The organism is Serratia sp. HNCC26DJ206, from assembly GCF_057180605.1.
Window position 1 is genome coordinate 57,302 of sequence record NZ_JBXUGP010000021.1, and the last position, 17,790, is coordinate 75,091.

Sequence of the window (17,790 nt, forward strand, 5' to 3'; positions counted from 1 at the left end):
TATCTATCCTTAGTGTTCAGTCAAATGACCGGCTCACCCGAAAGTTTTATAAATATTAAGTATAGATATTTTCATTTTGTCGTTTTAACAAGACTACTGGAGGAATGCAGTGCAAACCTTTAACGCCGACCTAGCCATTATTGGCGCAGGGGGAGCAGGTTTACGGGCAGCAATCGCCGCAGCGGAAGCCAATCCCCAACTCAAAATCGCGCTGATATCTAAAGTTTACCCGATGCGCAGCCATACGGTGGCCGCCGAAGGGGGCTCCGCCGCCGTCACCCAGGCTCACGATAGCTACGACTATCACTTCCAAGACACCGTTGCCGGTGGCGACTGGCTGTGCGAGCAGGATGTGGTTGATCACTTCGTCCACAGTTGCCCGCGTGAAATGGCCCAGCTTGAACTCTGGGGCTGCCCGTGGAGCCGCAAACCGGACGGTTCCGTCAACGTGCGCCGTTTCGGTGGCATGAAGATCGAACGCACCTGGTTTGCCGCCGATAAAACCGGCTTCCATATGCTGCACACCCTGTTCCAGACCTCGCTGAAATATCCGCAAATTCAACGTTTCGACGAGCACTTTGTGCTGGACGTTCTGGTGGATGACGGCCAGGCTCGCGGTCTGATCGCAATGAACATGATGGAAGGCACCCGCGTACAGATCCGCGCCAACGCGGTGATTATGGCAACCGGCGGGGCTGGCCGCGTTTACCGCTATAACACCAACGGCGGCATTGTGACCGGCGATGGTATGGGGATGGCATTCCACCACGGTGTGCCGCTGCGCGACATGGAGTTTGTGCAGTATCACCCCACCGGCCTGCCAGGTTCTGGCATCCTGATGACCGAAGGCTGCCGCGGCGAAGGCGGTATTCTGGTCAACAAAGACGGTTACCGCTATCTGCAAGATTACGGCATGGGCCCGGAAACCCCGCTTGGCGAGCCAAGAAACAAATATATGGAACTGGGCCCGCGTGACAAAGTGTCGCAGGCTTTCTGGCATGAGTGGCGTGCTGGCCGTACGGTTCCTACTCCGCGCGGTGACGTGGTGTATCTGGATCTGCGCCACTTGGGCGAGAAGAAGCTGCTGGAACGCCTGCCGTTTATCTGCGAACTGTCCAAAGCCTATGTGGGCGTCGACCCAGTCAAAGATCCCATCCCGGTACGCCCAACCGCGCACTACACCATGGGCGGTATCGAAACCGATCAGAACTGCGAAACCCGCATTAAAGGGCTGTTTGCGGTGGGTGAATGTTCCTCCGTCGGCCTGCACGGCGCGAACCGTTTGGGTTCCAACTCGCTGGCAGAACTGGTGGTCTTCGGCCGTGTGGCTGGTGAACACGCCGCACGCCGCGCGCTGGAAAGTGGCCCGGCTAACGGCAGTGCGCTGGATGCACAGGGCCGTGACGTGGAAACCCGCCTCAGCAACCTGATGAAGCAGGAAGGCAACGAGAATTGGGCGAAGATCCGCGACGAAATGGGCCTGTCGATGGAAGAAGGCTGCGGTATCTACCGTACGCCAGAGCTGATGCAGAAAACCATCGATAAGCTGGCGGAGCTGAAAGAGCGTTTCAAGCGCGTCAAAATCACCGACACCACCAACGTGTTCAACACCGATCTGCTGTACACCATTGAACTGGGTCACGGACTGGACGTTGCCGAATGTATGGCGCACTCCGCCTTCAACCGCAAAGAATCGCGCGGCGCGCACCAACGCTTAGACGAAGGTTGCACCGAGCGTGACGACGTGAACTTCCTGAAACATACGCTGGCGTTCCACAACCCGCAGGGTGCGCCTCGCCTGGAGTATAGCGACGTGAAAATCACCAAGCTGCCACCGGCCAAACGTGTTTACGGCGCAGAAGCCGATGCACAGGAGAAAAAGGATAAGGAGCAGGCGAATGGCTGAGATGAAAACCCTGAAAATCGAAGTGATGCGCTACAACCCGGAACGCGACGCTGAGCCGCATTTCGAGACCTACAGCGTGCCTTACGATGAGCAGACTTCGCTGCTGGATGCCTTGGGTTATATCAAAGATAACCTGGCACCCGACCTTTCCTACCGCTGGTCGTGCCGTATGGCCATCTGCGGTTCATGCGGCATGATGGTTAACAGCGTGCCGAAACTGGCCTGCAAAACCTTCCTGCGTGAATACACCGCAGGCATGAAGGTTGAAGCGCTGGGCAACTTCCCGATCGAGCGCGATCTGGTGGTCGACATGACCCACTTTATCGAAAGCCTCGAAGCGATTAAGCCTTACATCATCGGTAACGAACGTAAACTGGAAGATGGCCCGAGCCTGCAAACCCCGGCACAGATGGAGAAATACCATCAGTTCTCCGGCTGCATCAACTGTGGCCTGTGCTATGCCGCTTGCCCACAGTTCGGCCTCAACCCGGAATTTATTGGCCCGGCGGCGATCACGCTGGCACACCGTTACAACCTGGATACCCGCGATCACGGCAAAAAAGAACGTATGCCGCAGCTCAACGGCCAGAACGGTGTCTGGACCTGTACGTTTGTTGGCTACTGCTCTGAAGTCTGCCCGAAACACGTCGACCCAGCCGCTGCGATCCAGCAGGGCAAGGTGGAAAGTGCCAAAGACTTCATGATCGCAATGCTGAAACCGCAATAAGGGAGAGGAGACAGCAATGACCACACAACGTAAGCCTTATGTGCGTACCATGACACCGACCTGGTGGCAGAAGCTCGGTTTCTACCGTTTTTACATGCTGCGCGAAGGCACATCGGTGCCCGCCACCTGGTTCAGCATCGTGCTGATCTATGGCGTTTTTGCTTTGAAAGGCGGGCCTGAAAGCTGGGCCGGTTTTGTCGGCTTCCTGCAAAACCCGCTGGTGCTGCTGATTAACATCATCACCCTGCTGGCTGCCGCGCTGCATACCAAAACCTGGTTCGATCTGGCGCCGAAAGCCGCCAATATCGTGGTGAACAGCGAAAAAATGGGGCCGGAGCCGATCGTTAAGGCACTGTGGGGCGTGACGATTGTCGTTACCCTGATCATTCTCGCCGTAGCCTTAATCTAACCCGGAGGAAACATGATAAATCAAACACCTAAACGTTCTGATGAGCCGGTTTTCTGGGGGCTGTTCGGTGCAGGCGGTATGTGGGGGGCGATCGTCGCACCCGCGATCGTGTTGCTGATCGGCATTATGCTGCCCCTTGGCCTGTTCCCCGGTGAGGCGCTGGGCTATGAGCGCGTACTGGCGTTTTGCCAAAGCTGGATCGGCCGCCTGTTCCTGCTGCTGATGATTATTCTGCCGCTGTGGTGCGGGCTGCACCGTATCCACCATGCCATGCACGATCTGAAAATCCATGTACCGGCCGGTAAATGGGTGTTCTATGGCCTGGCGGCGATCCTGAGCGTTGTCACGCTTATCGGCGTCGTAACCCTGTAAAACCCCTGGCGGCCAGCCTCCGTTGGCCGCCATCCCCGCCCTATGGTATACCTCGTTTATCTTCTATTGATAAACAGGTGTTACCCATGCGTTTTTGGTCAAAACTTGGCGTGATGTTATCTGCCGTAATTTCCGTTGCTTGCAGCGTGGCCCCACCGAAAGACATCAAGATAGTGGACAACTTCGACAGCCAACGCTACCTCGGTACCTGGTATGAAATCGCCCGGCTGGATCACCGCTTTGAACGCGGCCTGGAACAGGTGACGGCTAATTACAGCCCGCGCGAAGACGGCGGCCTGAAAGTGGTTAACCGGGGATTTAATGCGCAAAAGCAGCAATGGCAGGAGAGCGAAGGGAAAGCCTATTTTATCGGCTCGCCACAGGTTGCCTCGCTGAAAGTGTCGTTTTTCGGCCCGTTCTATGGCGGCTATAACGTGGTCGATCTGGATCCTGAATACCGCTATGCGCTGGTTGCTGGCCCGAACCGCGACTATCTGTGGATCCTGTCACGCACGCCAACGCTGGACGCCGCCACGCGCGACAGGTTAGTGCAGGTCGCCAAAGGCTACGGCTTTGATACCTCGGCCCTGGTTTGGGTAAAGCAACAAACCGCTCAATGACTGCTGAATTTCAGCCCTAAAATACCGGCGACGATCAAACATAGGCTGAGAATGCGCATGATATTGGTCGATTCGCCGAGCAACACCATGCCCATTACCGCTGCCCCAACCGCCCCGATGCCGGTCCACACCGCGTAAGCGGTGCCGGCGGGCAGCGTTTTCATCGCATGAGCCAGCAATACCATGCTGACCACCATGGCCGCGATAGTAATCAGGCTAGGGGTAAGACGGGTAAAACCGTGAGTATATTTCAGGCCAATCGCCCAGACGACCTCAAGCAGGCCAGCAAAAAGCAAAATGATCCACGCCATGAACAGGCTCCAGAACAGATGGGGTCGTCCCCAGGCAACAGATGCGCAGGTGGGTCGTCCCGCCTGGCCGAGTGAAGGCATAAATAATAACCGACATCACACCTGAAGGCGATGATGGGTTTATCGAAAAAGGTGCAAACAGGTAACAGGGGAAAGGCAGAGAAGCCACAGCCTGTGGCTTCTCTAAACAACGAATTATTTTACGCGGGAAACGTATTCGCCAGAGCGGGTGTCAACTTTGATCACTTCGCCAATCTGCACGAACAATGGCACTTTAACTACCGCGCCGGTGCTCAGGGTCGCTGGCTTGCCGCCGGTACCTGCGGTATCACCCTTCAGGCCTGGATCGGTATCAGTCACTTCTGCTTCGATGAAGTTTGGCGGCTGCACGGCGATCGGGCGACCATCCCACAGGGTAACGATACATTCCGCATTATCCTGCAGCCATTTCGCCACATCGGATACGGTTTTTTCTTCAACCTGATGCTGCTCGAAAGTCTCAGGGTGCATGAAGTGGAAGAACTCACCGTCGTTGTACAGATAGTTCATGTTAGTATCTACAACGTCTGCGCCTTCACAGGAGTCAGTAGATTTAAAGGTCTTCTCAACGCGGCTGCCGGTCAGCAGACGGCGCATTTTTACGCGAGCAAAAGCCTGGCCTTTACCGGGTTTTACGAACTCGCTGGATTCGATAGCGTAAGGCTCGCCCTCGAACATGATTTTAAGACCCGGACGGAAATCGTTGCTAGAATAAGTCGCCATAACGGCCCTCTGAATATTTATTTAACTGGTAGCTTAGCCAAAAAATGGCACACATTGTAACCCAAAACACGGCGGATAGAGAAGATTGGTTGCATCAACTCGCCGATGTTATTACCGATCCCGATGAATTACTGCATCTTTTATCACTGAATACGCACCCGGAACTGCCGCAGGGGCGCGATGCCCGCCGCCTGTTTGCCCTGCGGGTGCCGCGCGCCTTTGCCGCACGCATGCGGCCCGGCGATGCCAATGATCCGCTGCTGCTGCAAGTGCTGACCGCTCGCGAAGAGTTTATCACGGCCCCGGGTTTCACCACCGATCCGCTGGATGAGCAGCGTAGCGTGGTGCCGGGCCTGCTGCATAAGTATCGCAACCGCGCCCTGCTGCTGGTAAAAGGCGGCTGTGCGGTCAATTGCCGCTACTGCTTCCGCCGCCATTTCCCGTATCAGGATAATCAGGGGAACAAAGCGAACTGGCGTCAGGCGCTGGAGTATATTCGCCTGCATCCGGAATTGGATGAAATCATTTTCTCCGGTGGCGATCCGCTGATGGCTAAAGATCACGAACTGGACTGGCTGATCGCTGAGCTGGAAGCCATCCCACACCTGAAACGCCTGCGGATTCATACCCGATTGCCCGTGGTGATCCCAGCACGCATTACTGCCGAGCTTTGTCAGCGGCTGTCGGTGTCGCGCCTACAGGTGCTGATGGTGACACATATCAACCACGCCAACGAAATCGACCAGGAGCTGCGCGCCAGCATGGCACAGCTGCGCAGCGCAGGCGTTACCCTGCTGAACCAGAGCGTGCTGCTGCGCGGCATCAACGACCATGCCGACACGCTGGCCGCCCTGAGTCATGCGCTGTTTGATGCCGGGATCTTGCCCTACTACCTTCACGTACTGGACAGAGTTCAGGGTGCCGCCCACTTTATGGTCAGCGACGACGAAGCGCGCGTGATTATGAAAGGCCTGCTGAGCCAAGTTTCAGGCTATCTGGTGCCACGCTTGGCGCGTGAAGTTGGCGGAGAGCCAAGCAAAACACCACTGGATCTGCGCCTGGTGCAAGGTTGATCAAAAAGAGGAATGCCTAGGCACTCCTCTCAATCTTATGCACGGCACCCCGCCAGCATTACGGGCACTTATACACTTGGCCAATCATTTTGCTGTCGAGCGGTGCAAAACTCGAAAGCAGGTTCTGGCTTGGGCTGCTCGCACCGTAAATCACGTTGCCGCCCATTTCTGCTGCTTTGTTGCGCAGATCGTTGGCGGCACCACGCACTGAGCTGCCTTCACCACCGGTGCCCGAGAGCCAGTTGCTCTGAGTACCCGTCACTTCGCCCATCAACTGGCATTCTGCGGGCGGTTTGGTGTCGGTGAATTTGATTTGCTGACCTGCGGCGGTCAGTTCATTGGAGCTGCTGCAACCTGCCAGCAGCAACGCCGCTGATAGACCCAGTAAGGCTTTAATCCGCATCTTGTTCCCCATATGACGTTGATAATGAGCAAAAGCTTATCAGAAGGGTGGCTCTATACCCAGCGCTGGGTATATCTCTTCAGCATCGCTGCCACTGGAGCCCGATCAACGCCTTAAGCGACAGCCGATGAAAATCCAGTTTACACGCTAAATCAGCTCGGTCTGCAAAATATCATCCAATACAGTGCGGCAACGCTCGCAAAATCAAAACCCGCCTTAAGTTAAAAATTAGACCCAATCGGCTTCCAGCGCCTCTTTTCCGGTTATACGCGCAGGCGTAGCCTGCAACCGAGTCTCCAGCAGTTGGAATACCGCTACTGCTTGCGCCAGCACTACCGCCTGCTCTTCCACATTGGCCGCCGTCGTCGCCACTTGCTCCACCAGCGCCGCATTCTGCTGAGTCACCTGATCCATCTGGGTGATGGCTACGCCAACCTGCACCACGCCCTTACTTTGTTCTTCAGAAGCACAGGTGATATTTTCCATGATAACCGTGGCCTTATCCACTGAGCTGACAATATCTGCCATGGTATTACCCGCCTTTTCAACCAGTTGCACGCCCTCGGCGACATCATTGGCGACCCCCATCACCAGAGCGCTGATCTCCTTCGCCGACAAGGCACAGCGCTGTGCCAGATTGCGCACTTCACCCGCCACCACGGCAAAACCACGCCCCTGTTCACCAGCACGTGCCGCTTCCACTGCGGCATTCAACGCCAGAATATTGGTCTGAAAAGCGATGCTGTCGATCACATTGATGATATCGCCCACTTTCTGCGCACTGTTGCTGATCACCTGCATTTTGCTGACCACGTTGCCCATGATTTCGCCCCCTTCACGGGCAATACTGGCGGTCTGGTTAATCATGCCAGAGGCCTGATTGGCGTTATCGGCGTTCTGCTGCACCGTAGCGGTGATCTGCTCCATGCTGGCGGCGGTTTCGGTCAACGCACTGGCTTGCTGTTCGGTACGGCTGGAAAGATCGGTATTACCCGCTGCGATCTCTTGCGTCCCCAGATTGATGGATTCGACACCATCACGCACCTGTTGAACGGTTGCCGTCAGTTCGTGCTGCATTTTTTGCAGGCTGGCAAACAGTTGCCCGATTTCATTGCTGTTTTTTACTTCAATCACCTCACGCAGATCGCCACTGCCGATCTTTTGCAGATGCTCAGATATCTGCTGGAGCGGCAGCACCAGGCGGTGACGAAAACCGCGATGAACCCACAGGAATAATCCGGTAATCGCCACCAGCGTGCCGGCCAGTAAACGGACGAATAACTGCTGGTTTTGCTGCGCACTGCTGAGTGCTGCACGATGATTGGCCTGGGTGGCAACCATGTAGTCGGCGAACTGGCTGTCCAGATTCTGCCGCGCCTGGCGTTTCTCTGCGGCTAACTGGTGTAATTCACCAAGTAACGCGGCCACCGGCGTGGTTTCCACCAGCGCGATTTCACGCTTTAACATGGTTTGCTGCCCCAGATAGGCTTTTTTCATTGCCTCCCCCAGTTCGGGGTTGGTCAAGGTCAGCCCTGGAATGGTCCAGTACAAGTCGAAGGCGCGATCGGCGGTACTCAACTCCTTACGCGCATCTGCTAACCCCTGTTGGATATCAGCCCGATCGGCGTTCACCATCAGCTCGAACGCCAGATTGTCGATCAGCGTCTGCGTCTGTAACAACGCCTTCCAGCTGCGGTTGAGGGCGGCCTCTTCTTCTGACAGCGTCCCCATGGTACGGATATTCTGGCCATTCTGGTTGATAAAGTAGAAAGCGATGGTACTGGTTCCCATTGGCATCAGCCCCAATAACGCCAGGATCAGTATCAACCAGGTGGCTATTTTCATATTTTTCAGCATGCATCCTCTCCATTAACATCAAGCGCAACGAGCACCCGCCCTTTCATCGGTATGGTTAATATCGGTCTGCTGAAGAAAGTGTTTATGCTGGAGAGAAAATAAACTGATAGTCACTGAGATTGTTAGGGTTACTGGCGATTTGAAGGATAAAAAAAACCCCAGCCATATTACTGGCCGGGGTTTTCTAGCACACGGAAGTGTGGGGGAGGATTACATCATGCCGCCCATGCCACCCATGCCGCCCATACCGGCAGCGCCCATGTCGCCTTTATCATCTTTCGGCAGATCGGTAATCATGCACTCGGTGGTGATCATCAGGCCAGCCACAGAGGCCGCGTACTGCAGAGCAGAACGGGTCACTTTGGTTGGATCCAGGATACCCATCGCGATCATGTCGCCGTATTCTTCGGTGTAAGCGTTGTAGCCGTAGCTGCCTTCGCCCGCTTTCACGTTGTTGGCGATAACAGAGGCTTCTTCACCGGCGTTGATCACGATCTGACGCAGTGGAGATTCCATCGCACGCAGGGCAACTTTGATACCCACGTTCTGGTCTTCGTTGTCGCCTTTCAGGTTAGCGATTTTACCCGCTACGCGGATCAGCGCGACGCCACCACCAGCAACCACGCCTTCTTCAACCGCAGCACGGGTCGCGTGCAGGGCATCTTCAACGCGGGCTTTCTTCTCTTTCATTTCAACTTCAGTGGCTGCGCCAACTTTGATAACGGCAACACCGCCAGCCAGTTTCGCTACGCGCTCCTGCAGTTTTTCACGATCATAATCAGAGGTCGCTTCTTCGATCTGCTGACGGATCTGAGTTACGCGGCCCTGAATGGTCTTCTCGTCACCCACGCCATCGATGATGATGGTGGTGTCTTTGTTGATCACGATGCGTTTTGCCTGGCCCAGATCTTCCAGGGTGGCTTTTTCCAGCTCCAGACCGATCTCTTCAGAGATCACGGTACCGGCAGTCAGAGTTGCGATGTCTTGCAGCATGGCTTTACGGCGATCGCCGAAGCCCGGTGCCTTAACCGCAGCCACTTTCACGATGCCACGCATGGTGTTAACCACCAGAGTCGCCAGCGCTTCGCCTTCAACATCTTCAGCGATGATCAGCAGTGGTTTACCGGCTTTAGCAACCGCTTCCAGCACGGGCAGCATTTCGCGAATGTTGGAGATTTTTTTGTCAGCCAGCAGGATGAACGGGCTTTCCAGTTCGATAGAACCGGTTTCTGGCTTGTTGATGAAGTATGGAGACAGGTAACCGCGATCGAACTGCATACCTTCAACCACGTCCAGCTCGTCTTGCAGGCCGGTACCTTCTTCAACGGTGATAACGCCTTCTTTGCCCACTTTTTCCATGGCTTCTGCAATCAGTTTACCCACGGTTTCGTCGGAGTTTGCAGAGATGGTGCCTACCTGAGCGATTGCTTTAGAATCAGAGCAAGGCACAGACAGTTTTTTCAGTTCTTCTACTGCGGCGATAACCGCTTTATCGATACCGCGCTTCAGATCCATCGGGTTCATGCCGGCAGCCACTGCTTTCAGGCCTTCGGTGATGATGGATTGTGCCAGTACGGTGGCAGTGGTGGTGCCGTCGCCCGCAGCGTCGTTCGCTTTAGAGGCAACTTCTTTCACCATTTGTGCGCCCATGTTTTCGAACTTGTCTTCCAGTTCGATTTCACGAGCAACAGATACGCCATCTTTGGTGATGGAAGGCGCGCCGAAAGATTTATCCAGCACTACGTTGCGGCCTTTCGGGCCCAGGGTCACTTTTACTGCATCAGCAAGAACATTCACACCGCGGAGCATCTTCACGCGAGCATCATTGCCAAATTTTACGTCTTTAGCTGCCATTGGTATTTCCCTTCAACTCGTTCAGTTCAGAAAGATATAAAGCGTTATTTCGCTTCCACAATTGCCAGAATGTCGCTTTCGGACATGATCAACACTTCTTCATTGTCGATCTTCTCTGCTTTCACGCCGTAACCGTCGTTGAAAATTACGATGTCGCCTACTTTCACATCCAGCGGCTGAATGCTGCCGCTTTCCAGAACACGTCCTTTACCGACGGCTACCACTTCACCACGCGTGGATTTACCCGCTGCAGAGCCAGTCAGAACGATGCCGCCAGCAGATTTTGATTCAACTTCTTTGCGCTTGACGATAACGCGGTCATGCAATGGACGAATACTCATTGAACGCTCTCCTGTAAGAAGGTCTCTATCAGATTTAGGGTTGTTCACCGGATTATTGATACCGGCTCCGTGGGATTTGAAATGGGGGCGTTCCATCCCTCTTCAAGGGGCAAGATCAAAAAAATTTTCTTTTTGAGGGAGGAAATTGCTGTCACTGCTAGCAAAAACGCGGCCAAAGTGGCCGCGTTTGGGGGATCAATCAGCGATCGTTGGGTTTGTCGCGTTCGTCCGGCTGGTGATCCAGCGTGTAGCGCTCGTCGTCCTTGCGTTGGAACTCACCGTCGAAGGTATTGCCATTGGCAGCACCGCCGTTCTGGCCCCAGCCAGCCGGGCGATAAACGGAAAGATGCGGCATCAGTTTCAGCGTCAGGGATTTCTGCACCGGCGGCAGCAACAGTAATAAGCCGAGGAAATCGGTGAAAAAACCCGGCACCAGCAACAAGAACCCTGCCAATACCAGAGAAACGCTTTTCACCATCTCTGCCGCCGGGCTTTCACCCGCCGCCAGCTTTTGCTGCAACTGCATAAAGGTTTTCATGCCCTGATTGCGCACCAAAGACACACCCACGCAGGAGGTAAATACCACCAGCAGCAGGGTTGTCGCCACGCCAAGCACGGCGGCGACTTTGATAAATAACGATATTTCGATGTAAGCCAACAGAAATATCAACAGCAACGGTAACCAGCGCACCGTATTCTCCTATCAGTAGAGTCGGCATACCCACCCGGTGGTGCATACGCGAAAAATAGAGCCTGTAACAGGCTCAGACTGCTGACAAAGCCAGATATTAGGGAGAGCGTGCCGAAGGGGTCGTAGCAGCGTAAGCCGCCGGAGCGCCCCTCGGTGCGCTAGGCCCGAGTATCTCGGGCTTAAAAACCACTTTGTCATCAATCTCAGCCTGTAACAGGCTAACCTTTTTAGAATGGGGGCTTCCTGCGGTTATTTCAACCTGACAAATTTTTTATTACTAAACTCATTAAACGTGAAACAGATCACAGAACTCAAAAGCTCTAGTTTTCTGAAACACCAGATAGTGATCTGCGTTCATTCATTTATTACAAAGCAGCATATGATCTGGGTAGCAACAATCGATGCGGTCAATACTTCCGCACTTGGAGCTCTCGGCAACATAACTCCGTTATTAAGCAAATAATTAATTCGGCAGCAACATAGAGAAGGTTCTCATGTCAAACAACATTCGTATCGAAGAAGACCTGTTAGGAACACGTGAAGTACCCGCAGAAGCCTACTATGGTATTCATACTCTGCGTGCGATTGAAAACTTCTATATCAGTAACAGTAAGATCAGCGATGTTCCTGAGTTTGTTCGCGGTATGGTGATGGTAAAAAAAGCCGCGGCACTGGCCAACAAAGAGCTGAAAACCATTCCACGCAAGATCGCCGATACCATCATCCAGGCCTGTGATGAAGTGTTGGACAAAGGCAAGTGCATGGACCAATTCCCGGTGGATGTGTTTCAGGGCGGTGCGGGCACCTCGCTGAACATGAACACCAACGAAGTGCTGGCGAATATCGGCTTGGAGCTGATGGGCCACCAGAAGGGTGAATATCAATACCTCAATCCGAACGATCATCTCAACAAATGCCAGTCGACCAACGACGCCTATCCTACCGGCTTCCGTATCGCGGTTTATGCATCCAACCAGAAACTGATCGACGCCATCAACCAATTACGCGAAGGCTTTGACCGCAAATCCAAAGAGTTCGAAACCATTCTGAAAATGGGCCGTACCCAGTTGCAGGATGCGGTTCCGATGACCCTGGGCCAGGAATTCCGCGCATTCAGCGTGCTGTTGAATGAAGAAACCCGCAACCTGCACCGCACGGCGGAACTGCTGCTGGAAGTCAACTTAGGTGCTACGGCGATCGGTACTGCGCTCAACACCCCGGAAGGCTACCAACAATTGGCCGTACAGAAGCTGGCGGAAGTCAGTAACCTGGCGGTGGTTCCGGCCGAAGATCTGATCGAAGCCACCTCCGACTGCGGTGCTTACGTGATGGTGCACAGTGCGCTGAAGCGCTTGGCAGTGAAACTTTCCAAGATCTGTAACGACCTGCGCCTGCTCTCTTCCGGCCCGCGCTCTGGCCTGAATGAAATCAACCTGCCAGAACTGCAGGCTGGCTCTTCCATCATGCCAGCCAAAGTGAATCCGGTGATCCCGGAAGTGGTGAACCAGGTTTGCTTTAAGGTGATTGGCAACGATATCTGCGTTACCATGGCAGCTGAAGCGGGTCAGTTACAGTTGAACGTAATGGAACCGGTGATTGGTCAGGCAATGTTTGAGTCAATCCACATTCTGACCAACGCCTGCTACAACCTGCTGGAAAAATGCATTAACGGTATTACCGCGAATAAAGAAGTGTGTGAGCACTACGTGTTCAACTCTATCGGTATCGTGACCTATCTGAACCCATTCATTGGCCACCATAATGGTGACATCGTGGGCAAAATTTGTGCCGAAACCGGTAAGAGCGTGCGTGAAGTGGTGCTGGAGCGCGGGTTGCTGACCGAAGCTGAGCTGGATGACATTTTCTCTGTCGAGAACCTGATGCACCCGGCCTATAAAGCGAAACGTTATACAGATGAAAACGAACAATAATAGACACATCCGGTAGCCTGAAAGGCACGCTCATCCTTTGGATAGCGTGCCTTTTTTCTTTCTGGCTTCCACAACTTATTAACTTTTAGTCTTCATAAATCGTCATTTTAAGGGGTAAACACTATGTTAGCAGTGGAGTTAGTGATCGTTCTGCTTGCCATCTTCCTGGGTGCCAGGTTAGGCGGCATCGGGATTGGCTTTGCAGGGGGCCTTGGGGTGCTGGTACTGGCGATGATTGGCGTCAAACCCGGCAGTATTCCTTTCGATGTTATTTCTATCATTATGGCGGTGATTGCCGCGATCGCCGCGATGCAGGTTGCCGGCGGGATGGATTATCTGGTGCAGCAAACCGAAAAGCTGCTGCGTAAGAACCCAAAATACATCACCATTCTGGCGCCGATCGTCACCTATTTTCTGACCATCTTTGCCGGTACCGGTAATATCTCCCTCTCTGCGCTGCCGGTGATTGCCGAAGTGGCCAAAGAACAGGGCATCAAGCCTTGCCGCCCGTTGTCTACCGCCGTGGTTTCTGCGCAGATTGCCATTACCGCCTCGCCTATCTCTGCGGCCGTGGTGTATATGTCTTCAGTGATGGAAGGCCACGGTGTGAGCTATCTGCACATGCTGATGGTGGTGATCCCTTCCACCTTCCTTGCCGTATTGCTGATGTCGCTGCTGGTCACCCTGCTGTTTGACTCCAAACTGTCTGACGACCCGATCTATCAAAAACGCTTCGAAGAAGGCTTGGTGACCCTGCGTGGTGACCACGTGCTGGAGATCAAACCGCGGGCAAAAATGTCGGTACTGCTGTTCCTGGCTGGCGTACTGTGCGTGGTGGCTTACGCCATCATCAACAGCCCAAGCATGGGCCTGGTAGCCACACCGCTGATGAACACCACCAACGCCATTCTGATCATCATGCTGAGCGTGGCTACCCTGACCACCATTCTGTGCCGCGTCGACACCGATCTGGTGTTGAACTCCAGCACGTTTAAAGCCGGGATGAGCGCCTGTATCTGTATTCTGGGCGTTGCCTGGTTGGGTGATACCTTCGTGCAGGCCAACCTTGACTGGATCAAAGAGACTGCGGGCACCGTAATCCAATCGCACCCTTGGCTGCTGGCGGTGATCTTCTTCTTCTGTTCTGCGCTGCTGTACTCTCAGGCTGCTACCGCCAAGGCACTGATGCCGATGGCGCTGGCGCTGAACGTCACCCCGCTGACCGCCATCGCTTCCTTTGCCGCCGTTTCCGGCCTGTTCATTCTGCCAACCTACCCAACGCTGGTGGCGGCAGTACAAATGGACGATACCGGCACCACGCGCATCGGGCGCTTTGTGTTTAACCACCCGTTCTTCATTCCCGGCACCATGGGCGTGGTGTTCGCGGTGGTGTTCGGCTTCCTGATTGGCAGCGTTATTCTGTAATCCTCAGGCGGGGCTACGGCCCCGCTTTTCCCGTCTCATTTCCCCATCGGTGATAAACTCGCCTTCTAGCCAACCTGGCTTCAGGGTATAGTGCCCTGTTGATAATCTGGTTGAGAGGGGCTGAAGATGTCCGATTGCGAAGCTATCGTCATACTCTGTACCACACCCGATGAAGCGACCGCGCAAGACTTGGCGGCACGCGTACTGGGGGAAAAACTGGCGGCCTGCGCCACCATGCTGCCCGGTGCATCCTCGCTATATTACTGGGAAGGGAAACTGGAGCAGGAATATGAAGTGCAGATGCTGTTCAAAAGCGATCGCCAACATCAGCAAGCCCTGCTCGCCTACCTGAAACAACATCACCCGTATCAAACGCCCGAGCTGTTGGTGTTACCGGTGATGGCTGGAGATAAAGATTACCTGTCATGGATCAACGCCTCATTAAACTGATATTGCTGCTTTGCAGCCTGTTTTTCCTGCCGCAAACGGTGCAGGCCTCGCTGTTTGGCCAAAGCGCTGGCAACCAGTTCGTGCCTGTCGATCAGGCATTTGCCTTCGATTTTAAACAGCAAGACAGTCAATTGACCCTGAACTGGCAGATCCGGCCGGGTTATTACCTGTATCGTCAGCAAATCAAACTGGTTGCGCAGCAGGCAACGCTCGGCAAGTTTGAACTGCCCGCCGGGCTAGACCACAAAGACGAATTCTTTGGCGAGACGGCGATTTTCAAGCAGCAACTGACGCTGGACATTCCGCTGTTGCAGGCGGACGCCAACGGCAGCCTGAGCGTGACTTATCAGGGCTGTGCCGAGGCCGGTTTCTGTTATCCACCAGAAACCCGCGTTATTCCGCTAAATGCCGTAGCGGCGGCCACGCGGGCCCCCATCCCCGTCACCCCGGCCGAGATCAAACCGGCCAGCCTACCGTTCTCACCGCTGTGGGCTTTGCTGCTGGGTATCGGCATTGCTTTCACCCCTTGCGTATTGCCGATGTATCCGCTGATTTCCGCCATCATTCTCGGCCGCGAACGGCCACACAGCAGCGGGCGGATCCTGGTGCTGGCGGTAGTGTATGTGCAGGGGATGGCGCTGACCTATACCTTGCTCGGCCTGGTGGTTGCCGCTGCCGGGCTTCAATTCCAGGCTGCACTGCAACATCCTTACGTGCTGATCGGGCTATCGTTGCTGTTTGTCGCCTTAGCTTTCTCCATGTTTGGCTGCTATTCGCTGCAACTGCCTTCTTCGCTGCAAACGCGGTTGGCAAACTGGAGCAACACCCAGCAAGGGGGATCGCTGGCGGGCGTGTTCGCGATGGGCGCATTGGCAGGGCTGATCTGCTCTCCCTGCACCACCGCGCCGCTCAGCGCCATCCTGCTGTACATCGCCCAGAGCGGCAATATGTGGGCCGGGGGCGGCACCCTTTATCTTTATGCCGTGGGAATGGGCATTCCGCTGGTGCTTGTCACGCTGTTTGGTAACCGCCTGTTGCCTCGTAGTGGCCCATGGATGCAGTACGTCAAAGAAGCCTTTGGCTTTGTGATCCTGGCACTGCCGGTGTTCCTGCTGGAACGGGTGATCGGTGATGTTTGGGGGCTAAGATTGTGGAGCCTGCTCGGCCTGGCGTTCTTTGGCTGGGCGTTTGTGCTGAGCCTGAAATCATCCCGTGGCTGGGCACGCTTCATGCAGTTAGTGTTATTGGCCGCGTTGGTGATCGCCGCCCGTCCGTTACAGGATTGGGCATTTGGCGCATCACCCGCAGCGCAGCAGGCCAATCAGCTACACCTGAACTTTACCCGTATCGATAATATTGAGCAGCTTAACCAGGCGCTACAGCAGGCACAGGGAAAACCGGTTATGCTGGATCTGTATGCCGACTGGTGCGTTGCCTGTAAAGAGTTTGAAAAATATACCTTCAGCGATCCGGCAGTGCAGGCACAATTGGCTAATACTTTGTTATTGCAGGCAGATGTCACCGCCAATAATGCCGAGCAGGTGGCTTTACTCAAGCATTTGCAAGTGCTGGGCCTGCCCACCATCCTGTTTTTTAACCAGGCAGGTGAGGAACTACCGGCCGCCCGCGTGACCGGGTTTATGGATGCATCGGCGTTCAGCGCACACTTGCAGCAAGCAGTACGCTAACCGTAATCGCTTTCACGTTGTCGTAAAGACGGCGGATAGAGTGAGTTGAGAACCATTTTTGGAGGGAGCACAAATGCTACGTGAACAGGTTCTAGATACCGCCCTGGAGCTGTTGGAAAAGCAGGGTCTGGCGACCACCACCTTGGAAATGCTGGCAGAAAAGTTAGGTGCGCAGCTTAGCGCCATGAAACCGTTCTGGCCGGATCGTGAAGCGCTGCTATATGACTGCCTGCGCTATCACGGCCAACAGATTGATACCTGGCGCCGCCAGTTGCTGCTCGATGAAACCCTGAGCCCACAGCAAAAATTGCTGGCACGTTATGATGTGCTGGCCGAACATGTAAGCAATGAACGCTATCCTGGCTGCCTGTTTATTGCTGCCTGCAGTTTCTTCCCGGCCGCCGACCATCCAATCCATCAACTGGCGGAACAACAGAAACAGGCCTCGCTGGATTTCACCCGTAACCTATTGCGTGACATGGAAGCCGACGATGCGGATGCCGTGGCGCAGCAAATGGAACTGGTGCAAGAAGGCTGCTTGAGCAAACTGCTGATAAAACGGCAATTACAGGATGTTTCCGTTGCCAAGCGGTTGGCCGAGGATATTTTGAAAATTGCCCAGTGCCGCAAGTATGGTGCGCTGAGTTGAGAAAATGGCGCGCTCCGATCCTGGCCACAAAGGCTGAGTTCTGCGCGCCTTGACTGAAAAGCCAGCAATTGACGCTGTTTTCATGTTTTTTGCCATAAAGCCGTTGACGCCGCACGGCCAATACGGTTTAATGCGCCCCGTTGCCCGGATAGCTCAGTCGGTAGAGCAGGGGATTGAAAATCCCCGTGTCCTTGGTTCGATTCCGAGTCCGGGCACCACTTTCACTTCTCCCCAAGTCTCCTGAATTCAAGTAAACTCCTTTAAAATCCTTGTTATACTCGATTCCGTCACATTGTTAGTTCCACAGAAGTTGCCCCAACC

The 17,790-nt window shown here is 54.5% G+C and carries 18 protein-coding genes and 1 tRNA gene; 12 read left to right on the plus strand and 7 right to left on the minus strand.

The features are described 5' to 3' along the window. The first annotated feature begins 109 nt into the window (after positions 1-109). The 5 genes from frdA to blc all read left to right on the plus strand — a co-directional run bounded on the left by frdA (position 110) and on the right by blc (position 4,034). Positions 110-1,906: a fumarate reductase (quinol) flavoprotein subunit gene (gene frdA, locus AC2A1E_RS15220; RefSeq protein ID WP_484384443.1), complete on the plus strand. Its 1,797-nt coding sequence runs from the start codon at positions 110-112 to the stop codon at positions 1,904-1,906. Next, positions 1,899-2,633, plus strand: a complete 735-nt coding sequence (locus tag AC2A1E_RS15225) for a succinate dehydrogenase/fumarate reductase iron-sulfur subunit (RefSeq protein WP_484384444.1) — start codon at positions 1,899-1,901, stop codon at positions 2,631-2,633. Before frdA ends, AC2A1E_RS15225 begins: the two co-directional genes overlap by 8 nt. Positions 2,634-2,649: 16 nt before the next feature. After that, positions 2,650-3,042: a fumarate reductase subunit FrdC gene (gene frdC, locus AC2A1E_RS15230; RefSeq protein WP_484384445.1), complete on the plus strand. Its 393-nt coding sequence runs from the start codon at positions 2,650-2,652 to the stop codon at positions 3,040-3,042. A gap of 12 nt (positions 3,043-3,054) precedes the next feature. Further along, positions 3,055-3,414 (plus strand): fumarate reductase subunit FrdD, encoded by a 360-nt coding sequence (frdD, locus tag AC2A1E_RS15235; protein ID WP_459400969.1) that lies wholly within the window; start codon positions 3,055-3,057, stop codon positions 3,412-3,414. Positions 3,415-3,500: 86 nt separating this feature from the next. Then, positions 3,501-4,034, plus strand: a complete 534-nt coding sequence (gene blc / locus AC2A1E_RS15240) for an outer membrane lipoprotein Blc (protein WP_484384446.1) — start codon at positions 3,501-3,503, stop codon at positions 4,032-4,034. Here the strand turns inward: blc and sugE are convergent. Together sugE and efp are read right to left on the minus strand one after the other, a co-directional pair. Beyond that, a complete protein-coding gene (sugE, locus tag AC2A1E_RS15245; RefSeq protein ID WP_459400967.1) occupies positions 4,028-4,345 on the minus strand; it encodes a quaternary ammonium compound efflux SMR transporter SugE in 318 nt (105 codons plus the stop codon). The two genes, blc and sugE, sit on opposite strands and share 7 nt — an antisense overlap. A gap of 195 nt (positions 4,346-4,540) precedes the next feature. After that, positions 4,541-5,107, minus strand: a complete 567-nt coding sequence (efp, locus tag AC2A1E_RS15250) for an elongation factor P (RefSeq protein ID WP_473188900.1) — start codon at positions 5,105-5,107, stop codon at positions 4,541-4,543. Positions 5,108-5,151: 44 nt separating this feature from the next. Between efp and epmB the strand changes: the two genes are divergently transcribed. After that, positions 5,152-6,180, plus strand: coding sequence for an EF-P beta-lysylation protein EpmB (gene epmB, locus AC2A1E_RS15255; RefSeq protein ID WP_484384447.1), 1,029 nt, complete (start codon positions 5,152-5,154; stop codon positions 6,178-6,180). Positions 6,181-6,238: 58 nt separating this feature from the next. On the opposite strand, the gene AC2A1E_RS15260 is transcribed toward epmB, so the two are convergent. The 5 genes from AC2A1E_RS15260 to AC2A1E_RS15280 form a co-directional block, all read right to left on the minus strand. After that, positions 6,239-6,583: a DUF4156 domain-containing protein gene (locus AC2A1E_RS15260; RefSeq protein ID WP_459400964.1), complete on the minus strand. Its 345-nt coding sequence runs from the start codon at positions 6,581-6,583 to the stop codon at positions 6,239-6,241. Between the two features lie 228 nt (positions 6,584-6,811). Beyond that, a complete protein-coding gene (locus AC2A1E_RS15265) occupies positions 6,812-8,440 on the minus strand; it encodes a methyl-accepting chemotaxis protein (protein ID WP_484384448.1) in 1,629 nt (542 codons plus the stop codon). Between the two features lie 210 nt (positions 8,441-8,650). After that, positions 8,651-10,294, minus strand: coding sequence for a chaperonin GroEL (gene groL / locus AC2A1E_RS15270; RefSeq protein WP_459400962.1), 1,644 nt, complete (start codon positions 10,292-10,294; stop codon positions 8,651-8,653). A gap of 44 nt (positions 10,295-10,338) precedes the next feature. Beyond that, a complete protein-coding gene (locus AC2A1E_RS15275; protein ID WP_076943083.1) occupies positions 10,339-10,635 on the minus strand; it encodes a co-chaperone GroES in 297 nt (98 codons plus the stop codon). Between the two features lie 199 nt (positions 10,636-10,834). Continuing rightward, on the minus strand, positions 10,835-11,326 hold the full coding sequence (locus AC2A1E_RS15280) for an FxsA family protein (RefSeq protein WP_459400961.1): 492 nt from the start codon (positions 11,324-11,326) through the stop codon (positions 10,835-10,837). A 494-nt stretch (positions 11,327-11,820) separates the two neighbouring features. Here AC2A1E_RS15280 and aspA point away from each other — a divergent pair, with 494 nt between their 5' ends. The 6 genes from aspA to AC2A1E_RS15310 all read left to right on the plus strand — a co-directional run bounded on the left by aspA (position 11,821) and on the right by AC2A1E_RS15310 (position 17,687). Further along, positions 11,821-13,257 carry an aspartate ammonia-lyase gene (aspA, locus tag AC2A1E_RS15285; RefSeq protein WP_459400960.1) on the plus strand — a complete coding sequence of 479 codons (1,437 nt, stop codon included), beginning with the start codon at positions 11,821-11,823 and terminating at the stop codon, positions 13,255-13,257. Between the two features lie 123 nt (positions 13,258-13,380). Then, entirely contained in the window at positions 13,381-14,682 is a 1,302-nt protein-coding gene (locus tag AC2A1E_RS15290) for an anaerobic C4-dicarboxylate transporter (RefSeq protein WP_484384449.1), read from the plus strand. Positions 14,683-14,808: 126 nt separating this feature from the next. Next, positions 14,809-15,132: a divalent cation tolerance protein CutA gene (gene cutA / locus AC2A1E_RS15295; RefSeq protein WP_459400958.1), complete on the plus strand. Its 324-nt coding sequence runs from the start codon at positions 14,809-14,811 to the stop codon at positions 15,130-15,132. Beyond that, positions 15,108-16,820 (plus strand): protein-disulfide reductase DsbD, encoded by a 1,713-nt coding sequence (locus AC2A1E_RS15300; protein ID WP_484384450.1) that lies wholly within the window; start codon positions 15,108-15,110, stop codon positions 16,818-16,820. Before cutA ends, AC2A1E_RS15300 begins: the two co-directional genes overlap by 25 nt. A gap of 73 nt (positions 16,821-16,893) precedes the next feature. After that, positions 16,894-17,469: a transcriptional regulator gene (locus AC2A1E_RS15305; RefSeq protein WP_484384451.1), complete on the plus strand. Its 576-nt coding sequence runs from the start codon at positions 16,894-16,896 to the stop codon at positions 17,467-17,469. A gap of 142 nt (positions 17,470-17,611) precedes the next feature. Then, a tRNA-Phe gene (locus AC2A1E_RS15310) sits at positions 17,612-17,687 on the plus strand. The last annotated feature ends 103 nt before the right edge of the window (positions 17,688-17,790 follow it).

Excerpts from the sequence above, each read along its gene's own strand:
- AC2A1E_RS15225 (WP_484384444.1), top strand. The coding sequence starts at position 1,899 with ATGGCTGAGATGAAAACCCTGAAAATCGAAGTGATGCGCTACAACCCG.
- frdC (WP_484384445.1), top strand. The coding sequence starts at position 2,650 with ATGACCACACAACGTAAGCCTTATGTGCGTACCATGACACCGACCTGG.
- frdD (WP_459400969.1), top strand. The coding sequence starts at position 3,055 with ATGATAAATCAAACACCTAAACGTTCTGATGAGCCGGTTTTCTGGGGG.
- blc (WP_484384446.1), top strand. The coding sequence starts at position 3,501 with ATGCGTTTTTGGTCAAAACTTGGCGTGATGTTATCTGCCGTAATTTCC.
- sugE (WP_459400967.1), bottom strand. The coding sequence starts at position 4,345 with ATGGCGTGGATCATTTTGCTTTTTGCTGGCCTGCTTGAGGTCGTCTGG.
- efp (WP_473188900.1), bottom strand. The coding sequence starts at position 5,107 with ATGGCGACTTATTCTAGCAACGATTTCCGTCCGGGTCTTAAAATCATG.
- epmB (WP_484384447.1), top strand. The coding sequence starts at position 5,152 with ATGGCACACATTGTAACCCAAAACACGGCGGATAGAGAAGATTGGTTG.
- AC2A1E_RS15260 (WP_459400964.1), bottom strand. The coding sequence starts at position 6,583 with ATGCGGATTAAAGCCTTACTGGGTCTATCAGCGGCGTTGCTGCTGGCA.
- AC2A1E_RS15265 (WP_484384448.1), bottom strand. The coding sequence starts at position 8,440 with ATGCTGAAAAATATGAAAATAGCCACCTGGTTGATACTGATCCTGGCG.
- groL (WP_459400962.1), bottom strand. The coding sequence starts at position 10,294 with ATGGCAGCTAAAGACGTAAAATTTGGCAATGATGCTCGCGTGAAGATG.
- AC2A1E_RS15275 (WP_076943083.1), bottom strand. The coding sequence starts at position 10,635 with ATGAGTATTCGTCCATTGCATGACCGCGTTATCGTCAAGCGCAAAGAA.
- aspA (WP_459400960.1), top strand. The coding sequence starts at position 11,821 with ATGTCAAACAACATTCGTATCGAAGAAGACCTGTTAGGAACACGTGAA.
- AC2A1E_RS15290 (WP_484384449.1), top strand. The coding sequence starts at position 13,381 with ATGTTAGCAGTGGAGTTAGTGATCGTTCTGCTTGCCATCTTCCTGGGT.
- cutA (WP_459400958.1), top strand. The coding sequence starts at position 14,809 with ATGTCCGATTGCGAAGCTATCGTCATACTCTGTACCACACCCGATGAA.
- AC2A1E_RS15300 (WP_484384450.1), top strand. The coding sequence starts at position 15,108 with ATGGATCAACGCCTCATTAAACTGATATTGCTGCTTTGCAGCCTGTTT.
- AC2A1E_RS15305 (WP_484384451.1), top strand. The coding sequence starts at position 16,894 with ATGCTACGTGAACAGGTTCTAGATACCGCCCTGGAGCTGTTGGAAAAG.